This window comes from Mycoplasma sp. E35C (assembly GCF_019873825.1).
GTDB lineage: Bacteria > Bacillota_I > Bacilli_A > Mycoplasmatales > Mycoplasmoidaceae > Mycoplasmoides.
The window spans coordinates 58,009-79,364 of the sequence record NZ_CP068418.1 but is presented as its reverse complement, the minus strand read 5'-3'; the positions used below and the strand labels follow the sequence as shown (position 1 = coordinate 79,364).

Annotated in this window: 14 protein-coding genes and 2 rRNA genes; 2 read left to right on the top strand and 14 right to left on the bottom strand. The window is 31.0% G+C overall.

Features of this window, described 5'->3' with window-relative positions; genetic code table 4:
• Nucleotides 1–19: 19 nt before the first annotated feature.
• The 4 genes from JJE79_RS00370 to ptsP form a co-directional block, all read right to left on the bottom strand.
• Complete coding sequence (locus JJE79_RS00370; protein ID WP_222926515.1) at nt 20–1,747, bottom strand: ribonuclease J; 1,728 nt, start codon at nt 1,745–1,747, stop codon at nt 20–22.
• Nucleotides 1,748–1,821: 74 nt separating this feature from the next.
• Entirely contained in the window at nt 1,822–2,094 is a 273-nt protein-coding gene (gene rpsO, locus JJE79_RS00365; RefSeq protein WP_222926513.1) for a 30S ribosomal protein S15, read from the bottom strand.
• A gap of 412 nt (nt 2,095–2,506) precedes the next feature.
• A complete protein-coding gene (locus JJE79_RS00360; RefSeq protein WP_255565846.1) occupies nt 2,507–3,097 on the bottom strand; it encodes a sigma-70 family RNA polymerase sigma factor in 591 nt (196 codons plus the stop codon).
• Between the two features lie 39 nt (nt 3,098–3,136).
• The gene (gene ptsP, locus JJE79_RS00355; protein WP_222926511.1) at nt 3,137–4,873 is read right to left on the bottom strand and encodes a phosphoenolpyruvate--protein phosphotransferase; all 1,737 of its coding nucleotides are present in this window, start codon (nt 4,871–4,873) and stop codon (nt 3,137–3,139) included.
• A gap of 89 nt (nt 4,874–4,962) precedes the next feature.
• Here ptsP and JJE79_RS00350 point away from each other — a divergent pair, with 89 nt between their 5' ends.
• Entirely contained in the window at nt 4,963–5,772 is an 810-nt protein-coding gene (locus tag JJE79_RS00350) for a hypothetical protein (protein WP_222926509.1), read from the top strand.
• Here JJE79_RS00350 and JJE79_RS00345 read toward each other — a convergent pair.
• From JJE79_RS00345 to lysS, 4 genes are all read right to left on the bottom strand, one after another.
• On the bottom strand, nt 5,731–6,789 hold the full coding sequence (locus tag JJE79_RS00345) for a hypothetical protein (protein ID WP_255565845.1): 1,059 nt from the start codon (nt 6,787–6,789) through the stop codon (nt 5,731–5,733). The two genes, JJE79_RS00350 and JJE79_RS00345, sit on opposite strands and share 42 nt — an antisense overlap.
• 86 nt (nt 6,790–6,875) lie before the next feature.
• Nucleotides 6,876–7,625, bottom strand: a complete 750-nt coding sequence (locus JJE79_RS00340; RefSeq protein WP_222926507.1) for a DUF2470 domain-containing protein — start codon at nt 7,623–7,625, stop codon at nt 6,876–6,878.
• A gap of 2 nt (nt 7,626–7,627) precedes the next feature.
• A complete protein-coding gene (locus tag JJE79_RS00335) occupies nt 7,628–8,776 on the bottom strand; it encodes a DnaJ domain-containing protein (RefSeq protein WP_222926505.1) in 1,149 nt (382 codons plus the stop codon).
• Between the two features lie 55 nt (nt 8,777–8,831).
• Nucleotides 8,832–10,310: a lysine--tRNA ligase gene (gene lysS, locus JJE79_RS00330; RefSeq protein ID WP_222926504.1), complete on the bottom strand. Its 1,479-nt coding sequence runs from the start codon at nt 10,308–10,310 to the stop codon at nt 8,832–8,834.
• A gap of 99 nt (nt 10,311–10,409) precedes the next feature.
• On the opposite strand from lysS, the gene JJE79_RS00325 reads away from it, so the two are divergent.
• On the top strand, nt 10,410–13,799 hold the full coding sequence (locus tag JJE79_RS00325; protein WP_222926502.1) for a hypothetical protein: 3,390 nt from the start codon (nt 10,410–10,412) through the stop codon (nt 13,797–13,799).
• Between the two features lie 74 nt (nt 13,800–13,873).
• Here JJE79_RS00325 and rrf read toward each other — a convergent pair.
• The 6 genes from rrf to secY all read right to left on the bottom strand — a co-directional run bounded on the left by rrf (nt 13,874) and on the right by secY (nt 21,355).
• Nucleotides 13,874–13,978, bottom strand: a 5S ribosomal RNA gene (rrf, locus tag JJE79_RS00320).
• Nucleotides 13,979–14,047: 69 nt separating this feature from the next.
• Nucleotides 14,048–16,957: ribosomal RNA gene (locus tag JJE79_RS00315) — 23S ribosomal RNA — on the bottom strand.
• Between the two features lie 392 nt (nt 16,958–17,349).
• Complete coding sequence (locus JJE79_RS00310; protein ID WP_222926501.1) at nt 17,350–18,318, bottom strand: L-lactate dehydrogenase; 969 nt, start codon at nt 18,316–18,318, stop codon at nt 17,350–17,352.
• Between the two features lie 152 nt (nt 18,319–18,470).
• Nucleotides 18,471–19,223: a type I methionyl aminopeptidase gene (map, locus tag JJE79_RS00305; protein ID WP_222926500.1), complete on the bottom strand. Its 753-nt coding sequence runs from the start codon at nt 19,221–19,223 to the stop codon at nt 18,471–18,473.
• A 12-nt stretch (nt 19,224–19,235) separates the two neighbouring features.
• On the bottom strand, nt 19,236–19,877 hold the full coding sequence (locus JJE79_RS00300; protein WP_222926498.1) for a nucleoside monophosphate kinase: 642 nt from the start codon (nt 19,875–19,877) through the stop codon (nt 19,236–19,238).
• Entirely contained in the window at nt 19,871–21,355 is a 1,485-nt protein-coding gene (secY, locus tag JJE79_RS00295; protein ID WP_222926496.1) for a preprotein translocase subunit SecY, read from the bottom strand. The genes JJE79_RS00300 and secY overlap by 7 nt, the downstream gene beginning before the upstream one ends.
• Between the last annotated feature and the right edge of the window lies 1 nt (nt 21,356).

The following is a 21,356-nucleotide window of genomic DNA, read 5'->3' as shown; positions in this document are numbered from 1 at the left end:
TCTAATCTTAGTATTAATATTATTCTAATTCAACAATACTTGTAATGACAGCTGAACTTTTAAATAGAGTTTTTTCAAAGATTTTTACAATAACTTTACGAATTGTCTTCTTGAAATCATTGTAATCATTAAGCGTAATTCTACGCTTCATGTTCTTTTGAATCTTTTCTTTAATATCAGTTATAAATGTTGTTTTAACTGTTTTGATTTGTTCTTTGGCTTTGTTAATCGCTTCATTTAGTTTATCAACTTCATCACTAACGCCGTAAGTTTCAATATCAATTGGATCTAAGAATTCCATCTTTTTGTTTGAAAAATATAGCGATAAAGTCACTACCCCATTCGTTCCCATTTGGAAACGTTCAGATAGAATTGAAGACTTAACATCTTGAACACCAGCAGTATCAATACATTTTGAATTTAAATGCAATTCTTCGTATTTGTTAGTTAATCGACCGTTGTTAAAGTTTAAGATTTCACCGTTATATAACAAGATTGGTTTTTGGTATTCTTTGAAATTACCAGTTTGGTTAACTACTTCTAGATATTTAACAAATTCTTTATACAATCCTTGGATTGGAACTGCATATTGTGGTCTTAATAAGTTAATTAAGAACTTGTGATCTTCGTTTGAAGCTTTGATTGGTAATACTTCTGAACTTAAGCGTTTGTAAATCACATCACATCTAGCAATTTCATCTAGAATGCGTGCTTCATAACTTTCAAATCCTGCAATCTTGGGTGTTAATAAGATAAAACGATCTTCTTTTTCAAGTTTTAAGCGTTTGTCTTCACCTGTGGCAACCTTGGCTAATTGGTTATATAAACTGTGGGGCGTGCCACTCATCACAATGATTGCGTTTTTTTCATTGTTCATTTCACTGATTGGTAATGTTTGCAAATCACGAGTGCTAAACATATTCTTTTTAATAATCGTGTTGAACAAGTTAATTGATGCTTGGCTATAAACAATGAAAGGTTTTTGGCGTTTTCTAGCAATTGTTGCTGCTGTGAAAATCGCATAAACATTATCATCATAACAAGCAATGATCGTTCGACCTTTGTTGTCATTAATAAATTTCTCAATTGCTTGTTTTGAACGGTGGTTTGGACTAGTGTTGCTAATATTTTTACCAACCTGACCAGCACCAACGATTAATAATAACACCTTCTTATTATTAATCATCATCTTTAAGTCCATTAAATCAGAACTAAAGGTTTTATTCTTATCATTAACAAGAATAAAGTCATCAATATAAACGATTAAACCGTCTTGGGTATTGATACAAAATCCATAACTGTGAGGAATTGATGAAAATACTCTAAACGGAATCACACTAACTGATTCGCTTAGTTTAAATTCTTTTAATGGATTTAAAACAACGATATTGATTGCTTTTTTATAAGGTTCAAAATCACGGTTTTTGTCCATAATACTTTCAATAATCGTTTTACCAACAATTGAAGTATATACAGTTAAAACTTGTGGTTTGATTGATCTTAATAAATAAAGCAATGAACCTAAGTTTGATTGTGAAGGGTATCCAATAAATAAACCCTTAACTTTCTTTTTATGATTAGCTATATATGAATAATCAGGTATTAATTGTTCTACTCCTAACAAACTGTTAATTGGAACTAAACTACCTGTATTAAATAAATAGATATCATCATTAACTTCAAGCACTGAACAATTCTTTCCTTGTTCGTCTTGTCCACCTAGTGTGAAAAAATTAATTTTAGCCATATCTTTTATAAAAATATATCAGTAAAAATAAAAAAGGCACACATATTTGTGTGCTTCATTTACTTTTAGTTAGATTAAGAATGTCTTAATTCTAGTTCTGAAATCAAGTTTCTGTAAGCATTCAAATCGTTTTCTTTTAAATAGTTTAATAAATTCTTACGCTTCGAAACTTTTGTATAAAGACCGCGTTTTGAGATGTAGTCTTTCTTGTTTTTTAACAAGTGATCTGTTAATAACTTAATTTCTTCAGTTAAAACAGCAACTTGAACAAAAACACTGCCAACATCTTTTTCATTTTTTTGGAACTTTTTGATGATTTCAGTCTTTTTAGCGCTTGATAATGCCATTTATTTCTCCGAAAAAATTAGTATGATATTGAAAACAACACTAAAATTATATCACAAATTAGCTTTAAACAAAAAATAGCAGTTAGTTTTTTTAGGACCAACTGCTATATTTGTTAATCAAATAATCTTAAGTGATTATAAGTTCCCGGAAATCTATCATCAATTAAGATAATCTAGCACAAACAACTAATAAACAAGATTAATCTTATGAAGGTTTTTATTATTTATTAGTGGCTCATAAGCAGTATCAATCATATAGTTTTGCTTCAAATACTGTTTTTAGTAAATTTAAAACTCGGCTAAATAATTAAATATTGTTTATTTACTAACTAATAATTTTATTACCAATCAAGCAATTAAGCCTGGACATCAATCGTCAATAATAGATCAATTTATATTCTAATGCTTTGAATTAATAATTGAGATTCATCTTTATTAAATCATTATTAATGATTTCATTTTTAAATTTATGAATCACATAACTAACCTTATGTTTTTGTAAATTTAGTTCTTTAACAATCTCATGGATCTTGCTACCATCTAAAAAATTAAGAATAATCCTGCGATCTTTTGGGCGGTATTTCTTTAGGATTTTTCTAATCTCATCTCGCACTTCTTGTAGCTTAATAAAATGCTCAGGTGATTTTCAACAAACATCAGTTACATTTTCTTTTTGACAGTTAAAATTTAATATCTTTCTTTTATTGGTAGTTTCTTTTTTAAAAATCCCAATAATATACAAAGAGATATATCTACGCAAATATGCGTCAAAATTATTGTTCTTGTTTGGATCAAAACGCTTAGTGCCATCCATGATTGCTAGTGCAGATATCTGGTGCAAGTCGGATGATTCATAAGGTAAAGATGAGTAGTAGTTATAAAAAATCTTACTAGCTACTTTGAATGCATATCAATAATATTGATCTAAAGTTTGATTGATATCAATAGCGTTGTTAATAATAATTACCTGCCTTTTTGTGAAGCTAAGATAATTATTTAACAACTAATTAACTTTTGTTTTCGTTTTTTTGTTTAATTTTTTCTAGAAGATTTCTAAATTATTTTTCTTTAAAAATGTCTTAACTTTTTCAATAACTTCTTCTTGATTTTTCAGGTTTATTACCTCGTTAACTAACAATTTACAATCAGAATATTTTAAGTTATTTATCAATTCTTTAGCTTTTAGCATTGAAGAAGCTGACATTGAAAATTCCTTTAGACCCATACCTAATAAGATTGGAATGGCTAATGGTTCTCCTGCCATTTCACCACACATACCAGTTCAGATGTTAGCTGATAATCCACCATCAATTGTCATCTTAACAATTCTTAATAATGCTGGGTTTAGTGGTTGGTATAAATAAGTTACATTTTTTGACATTCGGTCAACTGCAAATGAATATTGGATCATGTCATTAGTTCCGATTGAGAAGAAATCAACATGTTTAGCCAACACATCACTCATAATTGCAGCTGATGGAATTTCCACCATGATACCAACTAGTGGTTTGCCATATTCAACTTTATTAGCATCTAATTCTTTCTTAGATTCTTCTAAAATTTCTTTAGCTTTTAGCAATTCATCTAAGTTAGCAATCATCGGGAACATAATGCCAGCACTTCCATATTTAGAAGCTCTTAGAATTGCTTTTAATTGTGATTTAAAAATATCAGGGTTATCGTTGGTAAAACGAATTGCACGGTATCCCAAGAATGGGTTCATTTCTTCTGGGAATTTGTAATAATTTAAATTCTTATCACCACCAATATCTAAGGTTCTGATAATTACAGTTTCACCCTTAGCATATTCGATTGCTTCTTTATATGCTTTGAATTGAGTTTCTTCATCTGGTCAGTTAGCTGAATCCATGTATAAGAATTCTGATCTAAATAATCCAACACCCTTAGCACCATACTCATTACCCTTAAGCACATCGCTAGGTTTTCCAATATTAACAGCCACCACTACTTCATGGCCATCTAATGTTACTGCTTTTGGTGGCAAGTATTTCTTTAATCGTTCTTTAGTTTCTTGGTATTTTTGTTTTTGTTGATTAAAGTCATTGATGTCTTTATCACTAAGTTCGCTATAAACATTACCATTGTTACCATCAATACAAATTAATTCATTGTGCTTGATAGTTTCAGTAATTGTTTTTAAACCTAATACTGCAGGAATTTCTAGCGTTCTTGCCATAATTGCTGAGTGTGAAGTTCTTCCACCAATATTAGTAGCAAATCCTTTAATATATTGTTTATTTAATAATGAAGTTTCTGATGGTGTTAAATCTTCAGCAATCAAAATTACTTCATGATTGATTGATAATAAATCTGGTAATTCAACATTTAACAAGTTTGATAAAATTCGTTTTTTAACATCAGCAATATCACTAGCTCTTTCTTTCATATAAGCATCATCAATTGCTTCAAACATTGCTTTTGTTTGATCATAAATTTTTGACAACGCAGTTGGCGCATTGCTTAAATTGGTTCTAATTTCTGTTGAAATTTGATCAAACAACATTGGGTCATTAACAATATTAATATGACCATCAAAAACAGCAGCAATTTCTTCACCGATATTCTTTTTAGCAATTGCTTTAATTTCACTTAATTGAGACGAGCTTTTTTCAAAAGCTTGTTTAATTGAATTAATTGCTGCATCAACTTGTGAAGCATCAATTTTATTATTATCAAAATCGAATACTGGATTTTTTAATACGTATGCTTGTGCAATCGCAATTCCGTTAGATGCACTGATACCATCGAATTTCTTCATAGCAAAAATTTAAATTTAATTAGCTAAATTAATTATATTTATTATTATATATCTTTAGTTATTTTAACTAGTATCAACACCTTGAATTAATGGAACTTACTTTTGTTTTATATTTAAGAAATTGTGGTAACAATTTACAAGCAACATTAGATTTATTAAAAGATCAAAAGATCTTAATTTTATTGGATGAATCTGTTGATTTAACCAATAAAATTCTTGAAACTAATAAGATCAATACAGCAATTATCCATAAGCAAAAATTTAATAATTTGGCTAATGCTTTAAATTATTTATTTATTAATAATTTAATTCAAACTGATTTTTATCAAATTATAGATGTAAGGAATCAATTAGATTTATCAATCCTTAATGCTGAAAATTTCTTAAATAAAAAAACCCTCTATTTTGGCAATTTAGTTCGTTATTCAAAAACTTATAAGCCGTTGTTTTTTACGCAACTAAAATATGAAAATCTTGATTTTATTAATACCATTTTTTACACGAAACAAATGCAAAAATTAAGTGGTATTAATAACAATGAAATTACGTATTTTGAGCTGTTAAATCAATACTTAAAAGATGGTTGAAAACCAGAATATATTAAGCCATTAATTTGTTACAACGACCCTGAATTGTTTGATATGAATTTACGAAGATATCAACCAAAACATGAAGATCAAATTATTGAGTTTTTAAACGAAATGATCGCAAATAATCATCAAGAATACGTTATTCATTATTTAGAAAACAATCTTGAATTTTTAAAAAATATTTTAAAAAGAGGTGTTGTTTTTAACGTTAAAAGAAGAATGCATTTCTTTAAAGTTAATAACAAAAATTATCTGCAAAGATTCTTATTAATTAAGAAGTATAAGTCGTTGTTTAAAATCACGCGTTAGTATCTGATCATTAAAAATAACTTGGACTTGGTTGGCTAGTGTGTTGGTTGGATTTCCGTGCGTGTGTTGGTGGAATGATAAGATGAAAATTCCCACAACCAAACCAAGTGCAAATGAAATTAATACTTTATATCAAGCAGCAGTTTTTAATTGTTTGTTGTGAATAAATTCAGGCACTAATTCAATGATTGCCATGAAAGTAATAATTACACCACCACTAGCATTTACCAATGGAATTAATCAACCAATCGATCGCAATCATTGATTAACATAAGCACCAATAAACATAATTGGCACAATTAAAATTGTTGTATAAAAGTTATGTAATGCTGCTTTGTATTTACGTTCACCAAATTGAATTTGACGGTAATGAATAATAATAACTTCAATCAAGATGTGAATGTTAAATGAAACAATAAAACCAACGTTAATTTTAGATGGATCTAAGGTTAGTAATGATACTGTTCCACCTAAAACAAATCCGTCAATTGTTCTATGAGATAACAATAAAATAATTACCAATCAAGCAGCTTTAACATTTGGTTTGTGCTGCTTGATTTTATGTTCATAATCTTCATGTTCATTCATGATGTGCAATGAATGATCGTGTGAATGATTACAATGGTCTTGCTTGGTAAAATGAATGTATAAAAATCTAAAACCAATAACAATTGTTAATCCAATTATTGATCCACCAACCAATATTCCGATTTTAATTAAGCTCTTATAAGCTGGATCAACATTTAAAATTTCAGGGGTTTCAATATAAAGATTTGCCCCTTCAATCGATTCAAACAACAAACCAATTGTTCCAATACAAATTAATAATGCTGATGAAAAAGCATATAGGTATAACTGTTGAGTTGGGTTTAATTTTGGCTTAATGAAATTTAAGGCAAAAATTAAAACTGTAGGCACAGCTAATAGGATTAGAACATAAATAAGTAAATTAACAAAAATTGCCAAATTGGTGTTTCCACCAAAGCTACTTGGCATGAAAAAAATACTATTATTCATTTATTAATAGATGTATTAATCTAGTTAATAAAGATTATACTATGTTTTGTTCTTATTTATAAAGTTTTTAAATAAAAAAGAATGCGTTAATCACGCATTCTGTGTTCTTCTTCCATCTTAATTGGCACTAATTTATGATCAATTACATCATAAGCTTTACCAAAACCAAATTTTGCTCTTCCGTGTTTTAGATTAATCTTGAATAATACAAAATCATTGAATTTTTTAAGCATATTTGCTATTTTTGCTTCAATTGGATTGGTTGCTAAAATATCAAGTAATTCATAAGCTAATTCTTGGTTGTTAATTTCTTCAAAATCAGCCACAAACTGAACAGCATTTCTTAAGAATTCAGTTTTGTTATCATCAGAGTTTTCAATAAATAAAACGCCTAAGTTTTTATGATTATGTTTAATATTTTGATAGTGCTGTGCAACTTTGGAAATATAAACATAATGTTGTTTATCTTTTTTTAATAAAATTGTTGAACTACATAACAATTCGTTATTTTTATTTTGGGTTGATAAATAAACACTACGATGATTTTGGTCCATGAATTGATCGTATTCAACTTGCACCTTTTCCATATTTAATAAGTATTGTGCATTTTGATACATTTCAATAATCACATACTTAACTTCTTTAAGATCATTAACTGGTCTTATGTAATTAATTGAATGATTTTGATTGTTGATTTCAACGATCATTTTTTCTAAATCCAAATCAATTAATTTAATTGAATTTACTTCTTCGTTTTTGATGTAATGACGATAAATTGCAACGATAGCATCTAAGTGATCTTCGTTTACGTGGTTGATGATGTCTTTTTTGTCCATAATTAAAAAATGTTTAGTTTGGCTAGGATTACGATAATGATAACGATTAAGATTACAGCAATTAAAATCCCGATGATTGATGATGTTAATACTGGGTGTTCGTTTTTAAATCGCGTAATAAAGCTTTCTTTTTTATGAATTCCTGCTTTAGCTTTATTTGTAGCTTGACGAGCAGCTTCTTTTGCTGCTTCAATTCTGCTTACGTATTTTTCCAGGGCATCTTTATCATGATGTGGATTTAAATCGACATTTAGTTGACTAATGTCGATTTCTGGTTCTGGTTCTTTAAATTGAGCAGTATTTTGGAACTGTTGAGTTGGTTGTTGAAAAACCGTAGTTCTTGTAAAGTTATTGATTGGTTGACGTTTGAACTCTTCTTTAGCTTGATGAACTCTACGATTGTTAGCTGGTTGATTTGAACTAGTTGTTTTTTTAGAAGCTTGTTTTTGTAATTCTTCTAAGTGATGTGCTCTTGAAAATACTCCACCAAAATGGATGACATTTTCAAAAGTAAACATCTTTAATTGGTTATATTTAGTTTTAGCAGCGTGGTCAGTTAAAATCGTGTAAGCACACTTAATTTCTTTGGCTGCTCAAGCAATTGCAGGGTTTGGTGAATTCTCTGGATATCTTGCTTTTAATTGGTTATAAATTTTCTCAATTTCTTGATCGCTAGTTCTTTTAGTAACACCTAAAATTTCATATAAATCTCTTGGTTTATATGGATCTGTTTTAACAGTTCTTTGTGCTTCTTTTTTAACTTCTTGAGTTGAAGCTTGCGATGTTGTTCTGGCTGGTCCAGCTTCTTGTTTTGGTGGTGTTTGTGCAGCTGAACTTTGAGAACTTTTGGTTCTTTGTTGTGTCTTAATCTTGCTAAGGATATCCTTAGTAAGTGATAAATCGTCAGTATCTAAGTCATCTTCATCGTCATCATAAAGATCTAGTTCATACTCATCATAATCTCTACGTAAATTTTCATCACGAAGAACTTCGTAGGCTTCATTGATTTTTTGGAATCTTTCAATTGACTTAGGATCACTGTTTACGTCAGGGTGATATTTTTTGGCAAGTTTTCTAAACGCTTTTTTAATCTCATCTGAGCTAGCGCGAGTGCTTACACCTAATATCTCGTAATAATTTTGTTCTTCCACCAATGACCTCAATGTTGTGTCGGTTAAATGATTATAATATTATTTAAAAATTAATTTATTCCTCTCGGAGATGCGGGAAGATTAAAATATCACGGATTGAAGCTGTTCCAGTTAGCATCATAACTAAACGGTCAATTCCAATTCCTAAACCACCAGTTGGAGGTAATCCATTTTCTAGTGCTTCTAAGAAGTCTTCGTCCATTTCTGAAGCTTCATCATTACCTTTTTGCTTTTCTTCTAATTGTTTTTCAAATCTTTGACGTTGATCAATTGGGTCGTTTAATTCACTAAATGCATTAGCTAATTCACGACCAAACACGAATAATTCAAAACGTTCAGTATATCTAGTATCTGAATAATCTAATTTAGATAATGGTGAAATTTCAACTGGGTGATGTGTTACGAAGGTTGGTTCAATCAATTTCTTTTCACAGAATTCTTCAAAGAATAAGCTAGTAATATGACCAATTGTTTTTTCATGTTCTTTAACATGAACTTTATGTTCATTAGCTAATTTTAATGCTTCATCAAGAGTTTTTACTTGCGTAAAATCAATGCCTGTATGTTTTTTAATCAGATCGGTCATCTTGATTCTGTGGAATGGTTTAGTTCAATCAACAGTTTGATCATTAAATGTTGTTGATGAAACATCAACTGCTTTTGCTACATATTTAATAATTGATTCTGTTAATTCCATCATATAAACATAATCAGCATAAGCTACGTATGTTTCCATGCTGGTAAATTCAGGGTTGTGGGTTGAATCCATCCCTTCATTTCTGAAACATTTACCAATTTCAAAGATCTTATCAAAACCACCAACAATAACTTTCTTTAATGGTAATTCTGGAGCAATTCTTAAATAATAATCACGATCTAATGCGTTGTAGTGCGTAATAAATGGTTTAGCAGCAGCACCACCTACTTGAGCGTGTAAGAATGGCGTTTCAACTTCTAAGAATCCTTTTTCATTAAAGAATTGACGCATTGCTGTAATAATTCTTGAACGATATACAAAACGTTTTCTTGATTCTTCATTATGAATTAAATCTAAATAACGTTTTCTTGAACGAATTTCTTCATCAGCAATCCCATGGAATTTTTCTGGTGGAATTCTTAATGATTTTGAAATAATTTTCAATGAATCAATATCCAATGATAATTCATTGGTATTAGTTTTCATTGGTCTACCTGTGGCTGTAACAATATCACCTAAATCTAAATATTCTTGGAAATACTTAAATACATCAGGTTGGTTGTTCTTATTAATATATAGTTGGAATTCCGAATAAAAATCTTGAATCAAGATAAATGTTCTTCTTATCCCCATTACTCTACCACTTACAGTAATAGGTTGCTTCAACTTCAAGCTAGACAATTCTTCTTTAGAATACTTTTCAAATTCTTCTTTGAATGTTTTGCTATTGTGAGTGTTATCAACTTTAGTTACTTCGTAAGGGTTTTGATTCGATTCAATTAATCGATTCAATTTATCTAAACGAACTAACTCCTGATCATTTAGTTTTCTTGACATATTTTTAATTACTTAATATTGTGTTTAGTTTAATAATTATAAAAAATAATAATACATATTTTAACGCTTTTGAACATTTTATACATATCTTGTTATGAAATGAAAAAGTTATATTTATTAATTAATGGATTATCGGTTTTTAGTTTAAGTTTTATAAACAGACCAATCCCATCAACACATAGAGCTGATCTTAATCAATTTCAATTAATTAACCACGATAAGATTAGTTTTAAAGAAAAGAATAATTACACCAGTTCTAAGTCGTTTGATTTGGAAAAAGATCCTTCGAAAAACTCAATTAGTTCAATTAGGAAAAAGGTTCTAGAAGAGACTAATAGTGCAATAAGTGATTTGGTTAGTGAAGTTAAAAGCACTATAGAAAGTTTTAATAATAAGTTCTATAAGATTTATGAAGTTAAAGCAATTTCTCCAACTCGGCTAGATACTGAAAAAAAGGTTAATCTTAAAAATGCTTTAATTGATTACAAAAAATATGGAAATAATTATATAGATGGTGATAAAAAAGGCTCTCTCGTATGACCAGATTTGACAGGTAGTTCATACACATGGAAACCTTTAGGTCATTCACCCCTAGGAAAATATCCACCAATAACAGATTTTGGAACGTATGATGAACCTAAAAATAAAACCTATGAATTCCAAGGAAAGAAAAATGGTTTTACTGAATCATATGAAACAAAGGTTATTGGTGCATATCCAACATTAGTTAAAGTTCAACATCCAACTTATGAAAAAATTATATTAGATCTATCACCAAAAGATTTTAGTGACAAGCTATATAAATATATCGATGATTCATTATTAGAAAAAGATAAAACTGAAAAGAGAGGATTTGTATCATCTATTTTAAGAAAATCAGAAGATGATGCGGCAAAACCTAATGATTTCATTGCGTTTACTAATATTGATTTGTCAGACAAAGTATATTCAGTACCAGAATTAAACGTACCCTGAAGGGGAGGTCTGGATTTAAATAAATTTAATGGAAATGGTTCAACTATTGATTATTATCGGGTATTGAAATGAAGCTTAGAAGAAACGCAAGCATATAGTTGAGATGGTTTTAGTTTTATTCCGAATACTGACTATATAAATAACACTGAATCCAAGATTCGTTATTATCTAATAAGAAGTTCTGATGAAGATTTTTATTTTACAGATGGAAGAGGTTTATATAACAAGATTTATGGTTATTTAAACGATAAAAAATACACATATTATCGTGATAATAACGATTTTATTAAGAATTTATATAAAACAACAACCCAGGAAGATACAAATACTTTATCAATTCATTCTAGTTCAACATTAATTAGTCCAAAATACAATTTGTTCAAGGATTACTTTAAATTAGGTGAAACATTTGATTACAAGGCTTTAACATTTTCATTTGATAGAACTTTAATCAATAATGGTTATCGAAATCTATTAAATGTATTCAAAGATAATATTGAAATTTATTCACCTGATTTTGTTATCAAAAGCAATTATGTTTTTTCTAAAAATGATGAAAATTTATCTTTTCATTTAGGTTATAAAAAAGAGTTTTTAAAAATCATAGATCATATTAAAGAAACTAAAAAATATGCGGAAAAAATGACATGAAATAAGTCTAAAGCTTTATCATGAGATTATTCTGATTTTGAAAAACTTAAACAAGAAAAAGAACAAAATTCTGAGTCTTATAATGAAGAAAGTTCTATCAATAATTTAATGAGTTCAAAAGCTGATAATTACGTAAGTGATTTTCAAAAAGAAGTATTTAAATTATTAGGAATTGAAACAAAAGAAATTGATGATGATCAGTATGAATTCATCATGAATTTACCTAAATATTACGAAGAATTTAATTCATCAACTAAATTAGTAGGTGATTTATATGTTTCAGACAATAAAATTGTTGATAGAGATTTTATTGTTAATGGTGAATCTAAATCTATTGATTTAAAAAGTAGTGAAATAATTGATAAAATTCCATCAAAAGATTTGAGTAGAAATTTAGCACAAATTAAGATTGATAATTTACGGTTTGAAAGTTCAGAAATCGAAAAAAACAACGGTAAAATTAACAATTTTTTAAATATAAAAAGTGAAAATAAAGCATTTAAAATTGATGAAACTTCAATTGTTTTAGTTATCAAATATCGCTATGATTATTTAGGTATTAAATTTAGAAATAAAATAGCTGATATTAAAGATTTTACTGTTAAAAGTTTCGATCCTTTATTTGCTTCAGATTTTAATCAAAAAATAGGGATTGATCGTTCAGAAGATATTAGCGATCTTGTTATCGATTCATTTAAAACTGTTTATGAAAATTCAAATAGTTTAATAATAAACAAAAATGATGTTTATTCACTTGATCATAATCTAACAAAACCAGAAGATGTAAAAATTAAAAATAAATTAAAAGATGAGTATAAGCTTAATTTAAATTCTAATGATACTGATGGATACTTTTGAATGGTTGTAAGGGTTCTGAATGCTCATGATCTTGAAACTCACGGAAATGAAAGAAATCCTGAAATTATTCCTCAAAAAATGTATTTCTTTAAAAATGATGAGGATGTAAAGTCTAAATTCTATTTAGTTAAATTTAAAACATTTAACAAATTAATCGATTTAAATAAAACTGCGATTAGCTTTGATTGGTCTAAAGATCCTAAGTTTAAACTTAAATATCTAAACAAGAATTTTGAAATTAATCTTCAAACTGACTATGAAAATAAATTAGCTTCTGAGCAAGTAATTAATTTGAAAATTAATGATGAATACATGATTAGTAAAAAAGATGTAAAAGTCTTGATGTCTAAATTAATAAGTATTCTTGATAAGCAAAAGTTATATATATTCAACGATTCAATAAAAACAAATGAACAATCTAATCAAATAAACTATAGTTTATATAGTTTAGACAAAATTAAAAATACTGGTTTTGATCCTATTAAAGATTTTTCTATTAAATTAGAAACTGTCCAACCTAATATTTATAGAATTTACGGTAAATTTGATAAAAATGAGATCTTTGAAATTAATTACAAAATCAATTTATCTAATGAAAAAATGACGATTGAATTATTAAATCCTGAGGTTGCTAAAATCACTCCAATTAATAATAATAAAACTAAGATTTCAGATTTACTGAAAACTGAAATTAATAAACTAAATAAGATTGTAAGAAACTGGAGTGATTTTGACATCACAAAGCCGATTAATAACTTAGATCTTGTAACACAAGCAGGTTTTGATGAAAATAAGAATGATAATGAACTAACTAATGATGATCAAAACTCAACGCCACAAGAGCAAGAATTAGGTCAAAAAGATAGTACTTCTGGTTTTGATTTTAAAGATCCAAAGAATATCGCTATTGTTGCTGTTTCAGCTTCATTAATTGGTTTAGCCATCATAATCTTATCTGTTTATGGTTTTGTTAAACTAGCAAAGAAAAAGAAGGCTAATAAGTAAAATGTAACAATTAATGAAAAAGTTATTTAGATAATAAAAAAACATCACCTTTTAACGGGTGATGTTTTTAATTAGCGTGATATTTTCCTATTCTCACCTAAGCTACCTTCGGCTCCATGATGCTTAACTTCTGGGTTCGGAATGGGTCCAGGTGTTTCCATCACGATATGGATATCACACTTACATTGCTCTTTGAAAAACTAAATACAACAAATCATATATGATTTCATAACTAATGTTATTTGATCAAACCTAAGTCCTCGAATTATTAGTACTAATCAGCTAAATACCTCACGGCACTTACACATTTAGCCTATCAACGTCGTAGTCTACAACGATTCTTACCCCATTGCTGGGAGGGAAGATTATTCTTAAAGTCGGTTTCACACTTAGATGCTTTCAGCGTTTATCCGTTCGACACGTTGCTACCCAGCGGTGCAGTTGGCACTACAACTGGAGCACAAGAGGTGTCTTCACTCCGGTCCTCTCGTACTAAGAGTAAATCTTTTCAATCTTCCTGCGGGCACAATAGATAGGGACCAACCTGTCTCGCGACGGTTTGAACCCAACTCACGTATCTCTTTAATCGGCGAACAGCCGAACCCTTCGAACCTGCTTCAGCTCGAGGATGAGATGAGTCGACATCGAGGTGCCAAACACTGCCGTCGATGTGAACTCTTGGGCAGTATCAGCCTGTTATCCCCAGAGTAGCTTTTATCCGTTGAGCGATGGCCATTCCATACTGAACCACCGGATCACTATGACCTAATTTCTTACCTGTTCGACTTGTAAGTCTCACAGTCAAGCACCCTTATACCATTACACTCTTAACACGATTTCCAACCGTGCTGAGGGTACCTTTGCACGCCTCCGTTACCTTTTAGGAGGCGACCGCCCCAGTCAAACTGCCCGCCTAACACTGTCCTGTTGCTGGATAACAGCAACCAGTTAGAGAAGAATGTAAACAAAGGTGGTATTCCACTGGTGACTCCACAACTCCTAGCGAAGTTGCTTCAAAGTCTCCCACCTATTCTCTATATGTCTAAACTCTGCCCAATATTAAGTTACAGTAAAGCTTCATGGGGTCTTTCCGTCCCGTTGCGCCTAACGGGTGTCTTCACCCGTACCTGGATTTCACCGAGTCTATAGCCGAGACAGTCAAGAGATGGTTACACCATTCAAGCGGGACGGAATTTACCCGACAAGGAATTTCGCTACCTTAGGACCGTTATAGTTACGGCCGCCGTTCACTGGGGCTTCAGTCGGGAGCTTCGATTGCTCTAACACCCTTCTTTAACCTTCCAGCACTGGGCAGGTGTCACCCCATATACATCATCTTGCGATTTAGCATAGAGCTGTGTTTTAGTTAAACAGTCCCCCCTTGTTCTTCACTGCGGCTCAACTTTTACATTGAGCATCCCTTCTTGCGAACTTACGGGATGAATTTGCAGAGTTCCTTAGCTATAGTTCACTCGCTAACCTTAGGATCTTCTCCTTGACCACGTGTGTTCGTTCTCGGTACTGGAAACAAAATAATTAACCCTAGAAGCTTTTCTTGGAAGCGTGATGTATGCATCTTCGCTACTTGCAGAGCGTTCGCTCGTATTCATAAGTTGTCCTTAAAAGAAGCGGATTTACCAACTCCTAAGACTTCTTATTTAACCCCAAATCCAATAATGGGGATGCATTAACCTTCTCCGTCACTCCATCAGTTATTTTGTTTGTACAGGAATATTAACCTGTTCTTCCATCGACTACGCATTTCTGCCTCGCCTTAGGTCCAGACTAACCCTGGAAGGACGACCCTCGTCCAGGAAACCTTAGTCAATCGGTTTGAGAGATTCTCACTCTCAAGCGTTACTTACACCGGCATTCTCACTTGTATACAGTCCACCAATCCTCACGGTTTGACTTCAGCCCGTATACAACGCTCGTCTACCACTATCTAGACAATCTAGATAATCCATAAATTCGGTAATATGCTTAGCCCCGTTACATCTTCGGCGCAAAAACACTCGACAAGTGAGCTGTTACGCACTCTTTAAACGATGGCTGCTTCTAAGCCAACATCCTTGCTGTTTAAGTATTTTAACAACCTTTTCCACTTAGCATATTTTAGGGACCTTATTTAATGATCTGGGCTCTTCCCCTTGTGACAATGAAGCTTATCCCCCACTGTCTGACTGCAAGAGTAAATTAATTGGCATTCGGAGTTTAATTGTATTCAGTACACCAAGGCGGCGCCATCATACATTCAGTAGCTCTACCTCCAACTAATCATGATCTTACGCTAGTCTTAAAACTATTTCGACGAGAACCAGCTATCACGGATTTCGATTGGAATTTCACCCCTAGTCACAGGTCATCCGCTATCGTTTCAACGAGAGTCGGTTCGGTCCTCCATTAGATGTTACTCTAACTTCAACCTGCCCATGACTAGCTCAACCCGTTTCGGGTCTATAATAACAAACATTTAAACGCTCTATTCAAACTCGCTTTCGCTTTGGCTACCCTTCTATCGGTTAACCTGCTTGCTATCATAACTCGCCGGCTCATACTTCAAAACGCACGCCATCACACATTAATGTGCTCTGACACGTTGTAGGCATATGGTTTCAGAATCTATTTCACTCCCATCCCTGGGTTCTTTTCACCTTTCCCTCACGGTACTATACGCTATCGGTCACTAGTTAGTATTTAGGCTTGCCCAATGGTCTGGGCGAATTCAATCAAGATAACGTTTCTCGATCTACTCAGGATACTGCTAGGTATCAAACCAATTTAAGATACGGGGCTATAACCCTGTGTCGCATAGCTTTTCAACTATTTCTCCTATCAGTTCAAAGTCCACATTGCAGTCCTATAACCCCAAGATAAATCTTGGTTTGGCCTGTTCCGCTTTCGCTCGCCACTACACACGGAATCTCTTTCGATTTCTTTTCCTGTTGCTACTGAGATGTTTCACTTCACAACGTATTGCTTTTAGACCCTATGAATTCAGATCTAAATAATTAATATCGCTATTAATCAGGTTCCCCCATTCGGACATCTACGGATTATCGCTTCCAACCAGCTCCCCGTAGCTTTTCGCAGGTTTGCACGTCCTTCGTCGCCTTCTAGTGCCAAGGCATCCACCATAAGCCCTTAGTAACTTATGTATTTGATCCATTAGCTATTTGAATCTATTTTTTGTTGATGAAATTTGATTGATACTTTAATCAAATTTCGGACTAGAAAGATTTGTTGTATTCAGTTTTCAAAGAACAATGTTGTCGCAATCACGACTTTATAATTTTATCAAACAATTCCAAAAAAATCCAGTTATATTTTATTTTTTTATCTAGTTTATTTTGTTTTACAAAATAACTTTGTATTTTTTTAATTTCAAATATGAGGGTAATTATTAAAAATATCATTAAAAATCCTATAAAATCGATAAAAATAAAAATAAATACGCAGCAAAACACTGCGTATTCATTAATATTAGGATAGACGGATATTAGAGTTATAAATATTTGAAAGGCTTCTTAAATGAATTGGTTAAATAATATTATTTAATACCAACAATAGCTAGTGCTTCTTCAGTTACTTTCTTGATGTTTAAAGCGCTCTTATCAAAGGCTTCTTGTTCTTCTTTTGTTAGTTTTAGTTTAGAGTGAAGTTTTCAACCACATTCACCAACGATCGCTGGAACGGTGAAGTAAATACCTGGAGCAAGGTATTCTTTATCTAGTTGAACACCAACACCTAAAATAATGTTCATGTCATAAATGTAAGCTCTTGTAATTAATGACATTGATTCAGCAATACCGTAGTAAGTTGCTTTTTTGTATTTAATAATTTCAAAAGCTTCTTTAACAACTTTAGGGAAGATTTCTTTAACGTCTTTTTCTGAAAGTTTCTTTTCTTCAATTAATTGGCTAACTGGAACATTACCAACTCTGAAAATTGATCAAGGAACAACAGCACCTGAACCATGTTCACCAATAACAAATCCTTCAACTGATTCAGTGTTTACACCTAGTAATTCAGCTGTCATTTTTCTAGTACGAGCTGTTTCTAATAAACAACCTGTTGAAATGATTTTGTGTGGATCAAATCCTGTAATTTTTTGGTAAGCACCAGCCATTACGTCACATGGGTTAGTTGGAATAATGCTTAATCCTTTGAAACCAACTTTCTTTAATTCTGTTCCGATTTCATAAAGAATTTTGATATTAGAAGTCATTAATTGTAAACGGTCAGTAAACATTTGACCATCTGCTGTTGGAACAGTTGGAATTGAAGCTGTAATTGCCACTACATCTGCATCTTTAAGTTCTTCGTATGATCCATATGTAAATGTAGAACCATTGTAAGTTTTTAAAGCTTTGCAGTCACGTAAGTCTTTAACGTGTCCTTCTGCTAATGACGCATTTTTATCAACTAAAACAAATTCAGCTTGAACTCCTTCTTCTAGTAATGCGTGAATGTATGTAGATCCGACGAACCCACATCCAATTACACCAATTTTTTTCATATTTTATTTTCTCCTGTCTATAGGTATTAATATATTAAGTATATGAAATAAAAAAATCCAAGCATAGATACTTGGATATTATTTTGATGAGTTTTGATTAATTAGATTTTGCACAAAATTAAAAATAATTATTCAAATATTATTTATTTAAGTTATATAGTAAGAATTTGTGCGCCATCTTCTGTGATTAAAACCATGTGTTCTCAGTGACAAACAAATTGGTTTTTATTTATTGGTTTAACTGATCATTGATCGGCTGGATCGATGTAGTATTGATTGTTTTTTTCAAAAAACATTGGTTCAATACAAATGATCATTCCTGGTTTTAATTTTGTACCTTTGTTTGGTGTACCAAAATTTAATACTAATGGATCTTCGTGAATTTTTATCCCACAACCATGACCACCAAAATCACGAATTACTTGATAATTAAATTTCTTGGCATACTGTTCAGTTCAATAACCAATATCACCAGTGGTTGTTTGGTTAGGAACAATTTTTTTAACAACTTCAAAGATACAGTTTAATGTTGCTTCTGACAACATTTTTTGTCTTTGATTTACTTCTGGACCAAGGATGGTAAAAGCTGAATCACAATAATAGTTATCTAATTCAATTCCAATATCAATTGATAATTTATCTTTTGCACCAAAAATTTCATCAGTGGCTATTCCATGAATAATTGTTTGGTTTAAAGATAAACAATGATAACCCTTAAAACCTAAATAACCATGATAACAGTTGTTGGCATTTTTTGATTCAACAAAATCTTTTAGCATTAAATCAATTGTTTTAAGTGATTTATTAGCAATTTTTTCATAAGTAAATTCTTGAACAATTTGCTTATAAATTTCGCATGCTTTTTTGATTTTATCTATTTCTTCTTGGTTTTTTAAGTAAATCATTAGTGATTAGTTTTATTTACTAACAATATCTAAAACTGCTTGATAAAGTTCTTCAAAATCCTTATTAGCATCAATTGTATGTAATAGGTTTTTATTCTTATAATAATCAATTACAGCTTTGGTTTCGGCATTATAAACTTCAATACGTTTTTTAATAACGCCAGCTTCATCATCCTTACGGTGTAATAATTCAATATGACAAACATCGCATTGATTATCAACCTTTGGTTTGAAGTTTTCAGAACTAATATTATAAATACGCTTGCAGTTTGGACATGATCGTCTTGAACTTAAACGGTTAATAATATAATCCCAATTTGATGGTTCTAATAAGATAACGTGCGTGATACCAACAACATCTTCTAAATAATGACATTGGTTTAATGTTCTTGGGTATCCATCAAAAATAATCTTTTCTTGATTTTGATTATTTTGATAAAAATCTTGCACCAATTTATTAGTTAGTTCATCTGGAACATATAAACCATTGTTGATATAACTTTTAATTTCTTCACCTAATTGTGAACCATTGGTTGTATAAAATCTGAACAAGTCTCCACTTGAGATGTGAAAGAATTGATAATTTTCTTTTAGGTGTGAAGAGATTGTTCCCTTTCCTGTTCCTGGTGCTCCTAGAAATATTAATCTTATCAAAGTTGGCTAACCTCTAATGAATCATCTTTTTCTTTCTTTTGTGCATTAGTTTTATCTTCTTGCATATTTAAACCATACTGATCATGTTGTTGATTTGGCTTGTTGGCATAATCATTCAATGATAGTTCAGTTTCAATTCTGTTGGCAATATCTTTGCGTAATCTTTGGTATGAAGTGGTTGTTGCTGCTGAACGCAATGAACGGTATAACTCCATACTTGCTGATACCATAATGATAATTCCTGTTCCACCCAATGACAGTGTTGTTGGCACGTGGAGTAATAATGAAATAATATAAGGAATTACAGCAATAATTGCTAAGAATGGTGCACCAATAAAGTTAATGCGCATTAAAACTTTAGTAATGTGTTTTTCAGTATCAATTCCTGGACGAACCCCTGGAATGAATTTGTGTGACTTATTAAAGTTTTGAGCAATTTGTTCAGGGTTGATTTGAATATAACTATAAAAGAATGTGAAGATAATAATTAATAAAACATAAATACTAATTCCCACAGGTGTTCTTAATGATAAATAATCTTCAACAAATCAACGACCTTCTGATTGTGGTTGGAACTCTGCGATTGTGATCGGAATTGACATAATCGAAGAGGCAAAAATTACCGGAATAACCCCAGCTGCATTGAGCTTAATTGGCAAGAATGGCAGTTTTTCAGAATCTAAGATCATTCCTTCACCAGTTTGTTGGATTGGAATTTTTCTTGTTGATGAATTGACAAAAGTAACTGCTAATAACAATACCAAGAACGCAATGAAGTATAAGCTGAAGTTAATTGCTGCTGTTAGCATTGGTGTTGAAGTGATAATCACCCCACCTAGCACACGATACATTACGATAAAACCATCTGGTAATCTTGCTAAGATCCCTGACAGAATTAATAATGTAATCCCGTTACCAACACCTTTTTTAGAAATAATATCCCCAATGAAAATTGAGATATATGTTCCTGCGGTCATGGTAATGATATAAAACGCTTGGTGTAAAGCATCATTATTATCAAACTTAATTTGACCATTTTGTTGGTTATTGATTAAAGCAATAATTGCAAAAGCTTGAATCACTGCAAACGGAAGAGTTACAAAACGCGTAATTAACTCGATGCGTCTTCTTCCTAGCTCACCTGTTTTTGCTAATTTACTAAGCGGAGGGATTAAATCAGTTGATAACAACTGCATGATAATTTGTGCTGAAATATATGGTGATATCCCAACTGCAAATAGTGAAAGTTGACTTAATCCACCACCACCTAATAAGTTAAATAGATCAAAAAAGTCACTTACTCCTGCGTTAGCATTATCGTGTTGTTGGATGGTAATTCCAGGTAGTGGAATTACACTGATCACTCTGAACAACAAAATCAAGAATAATGTGACAAAAACAGAGATTACAAAATCCCTGTTTTTGCATAACTTAATAATTTTTTGACCTAAAAGATTTTTTGAATTAGTTTTTGCCATC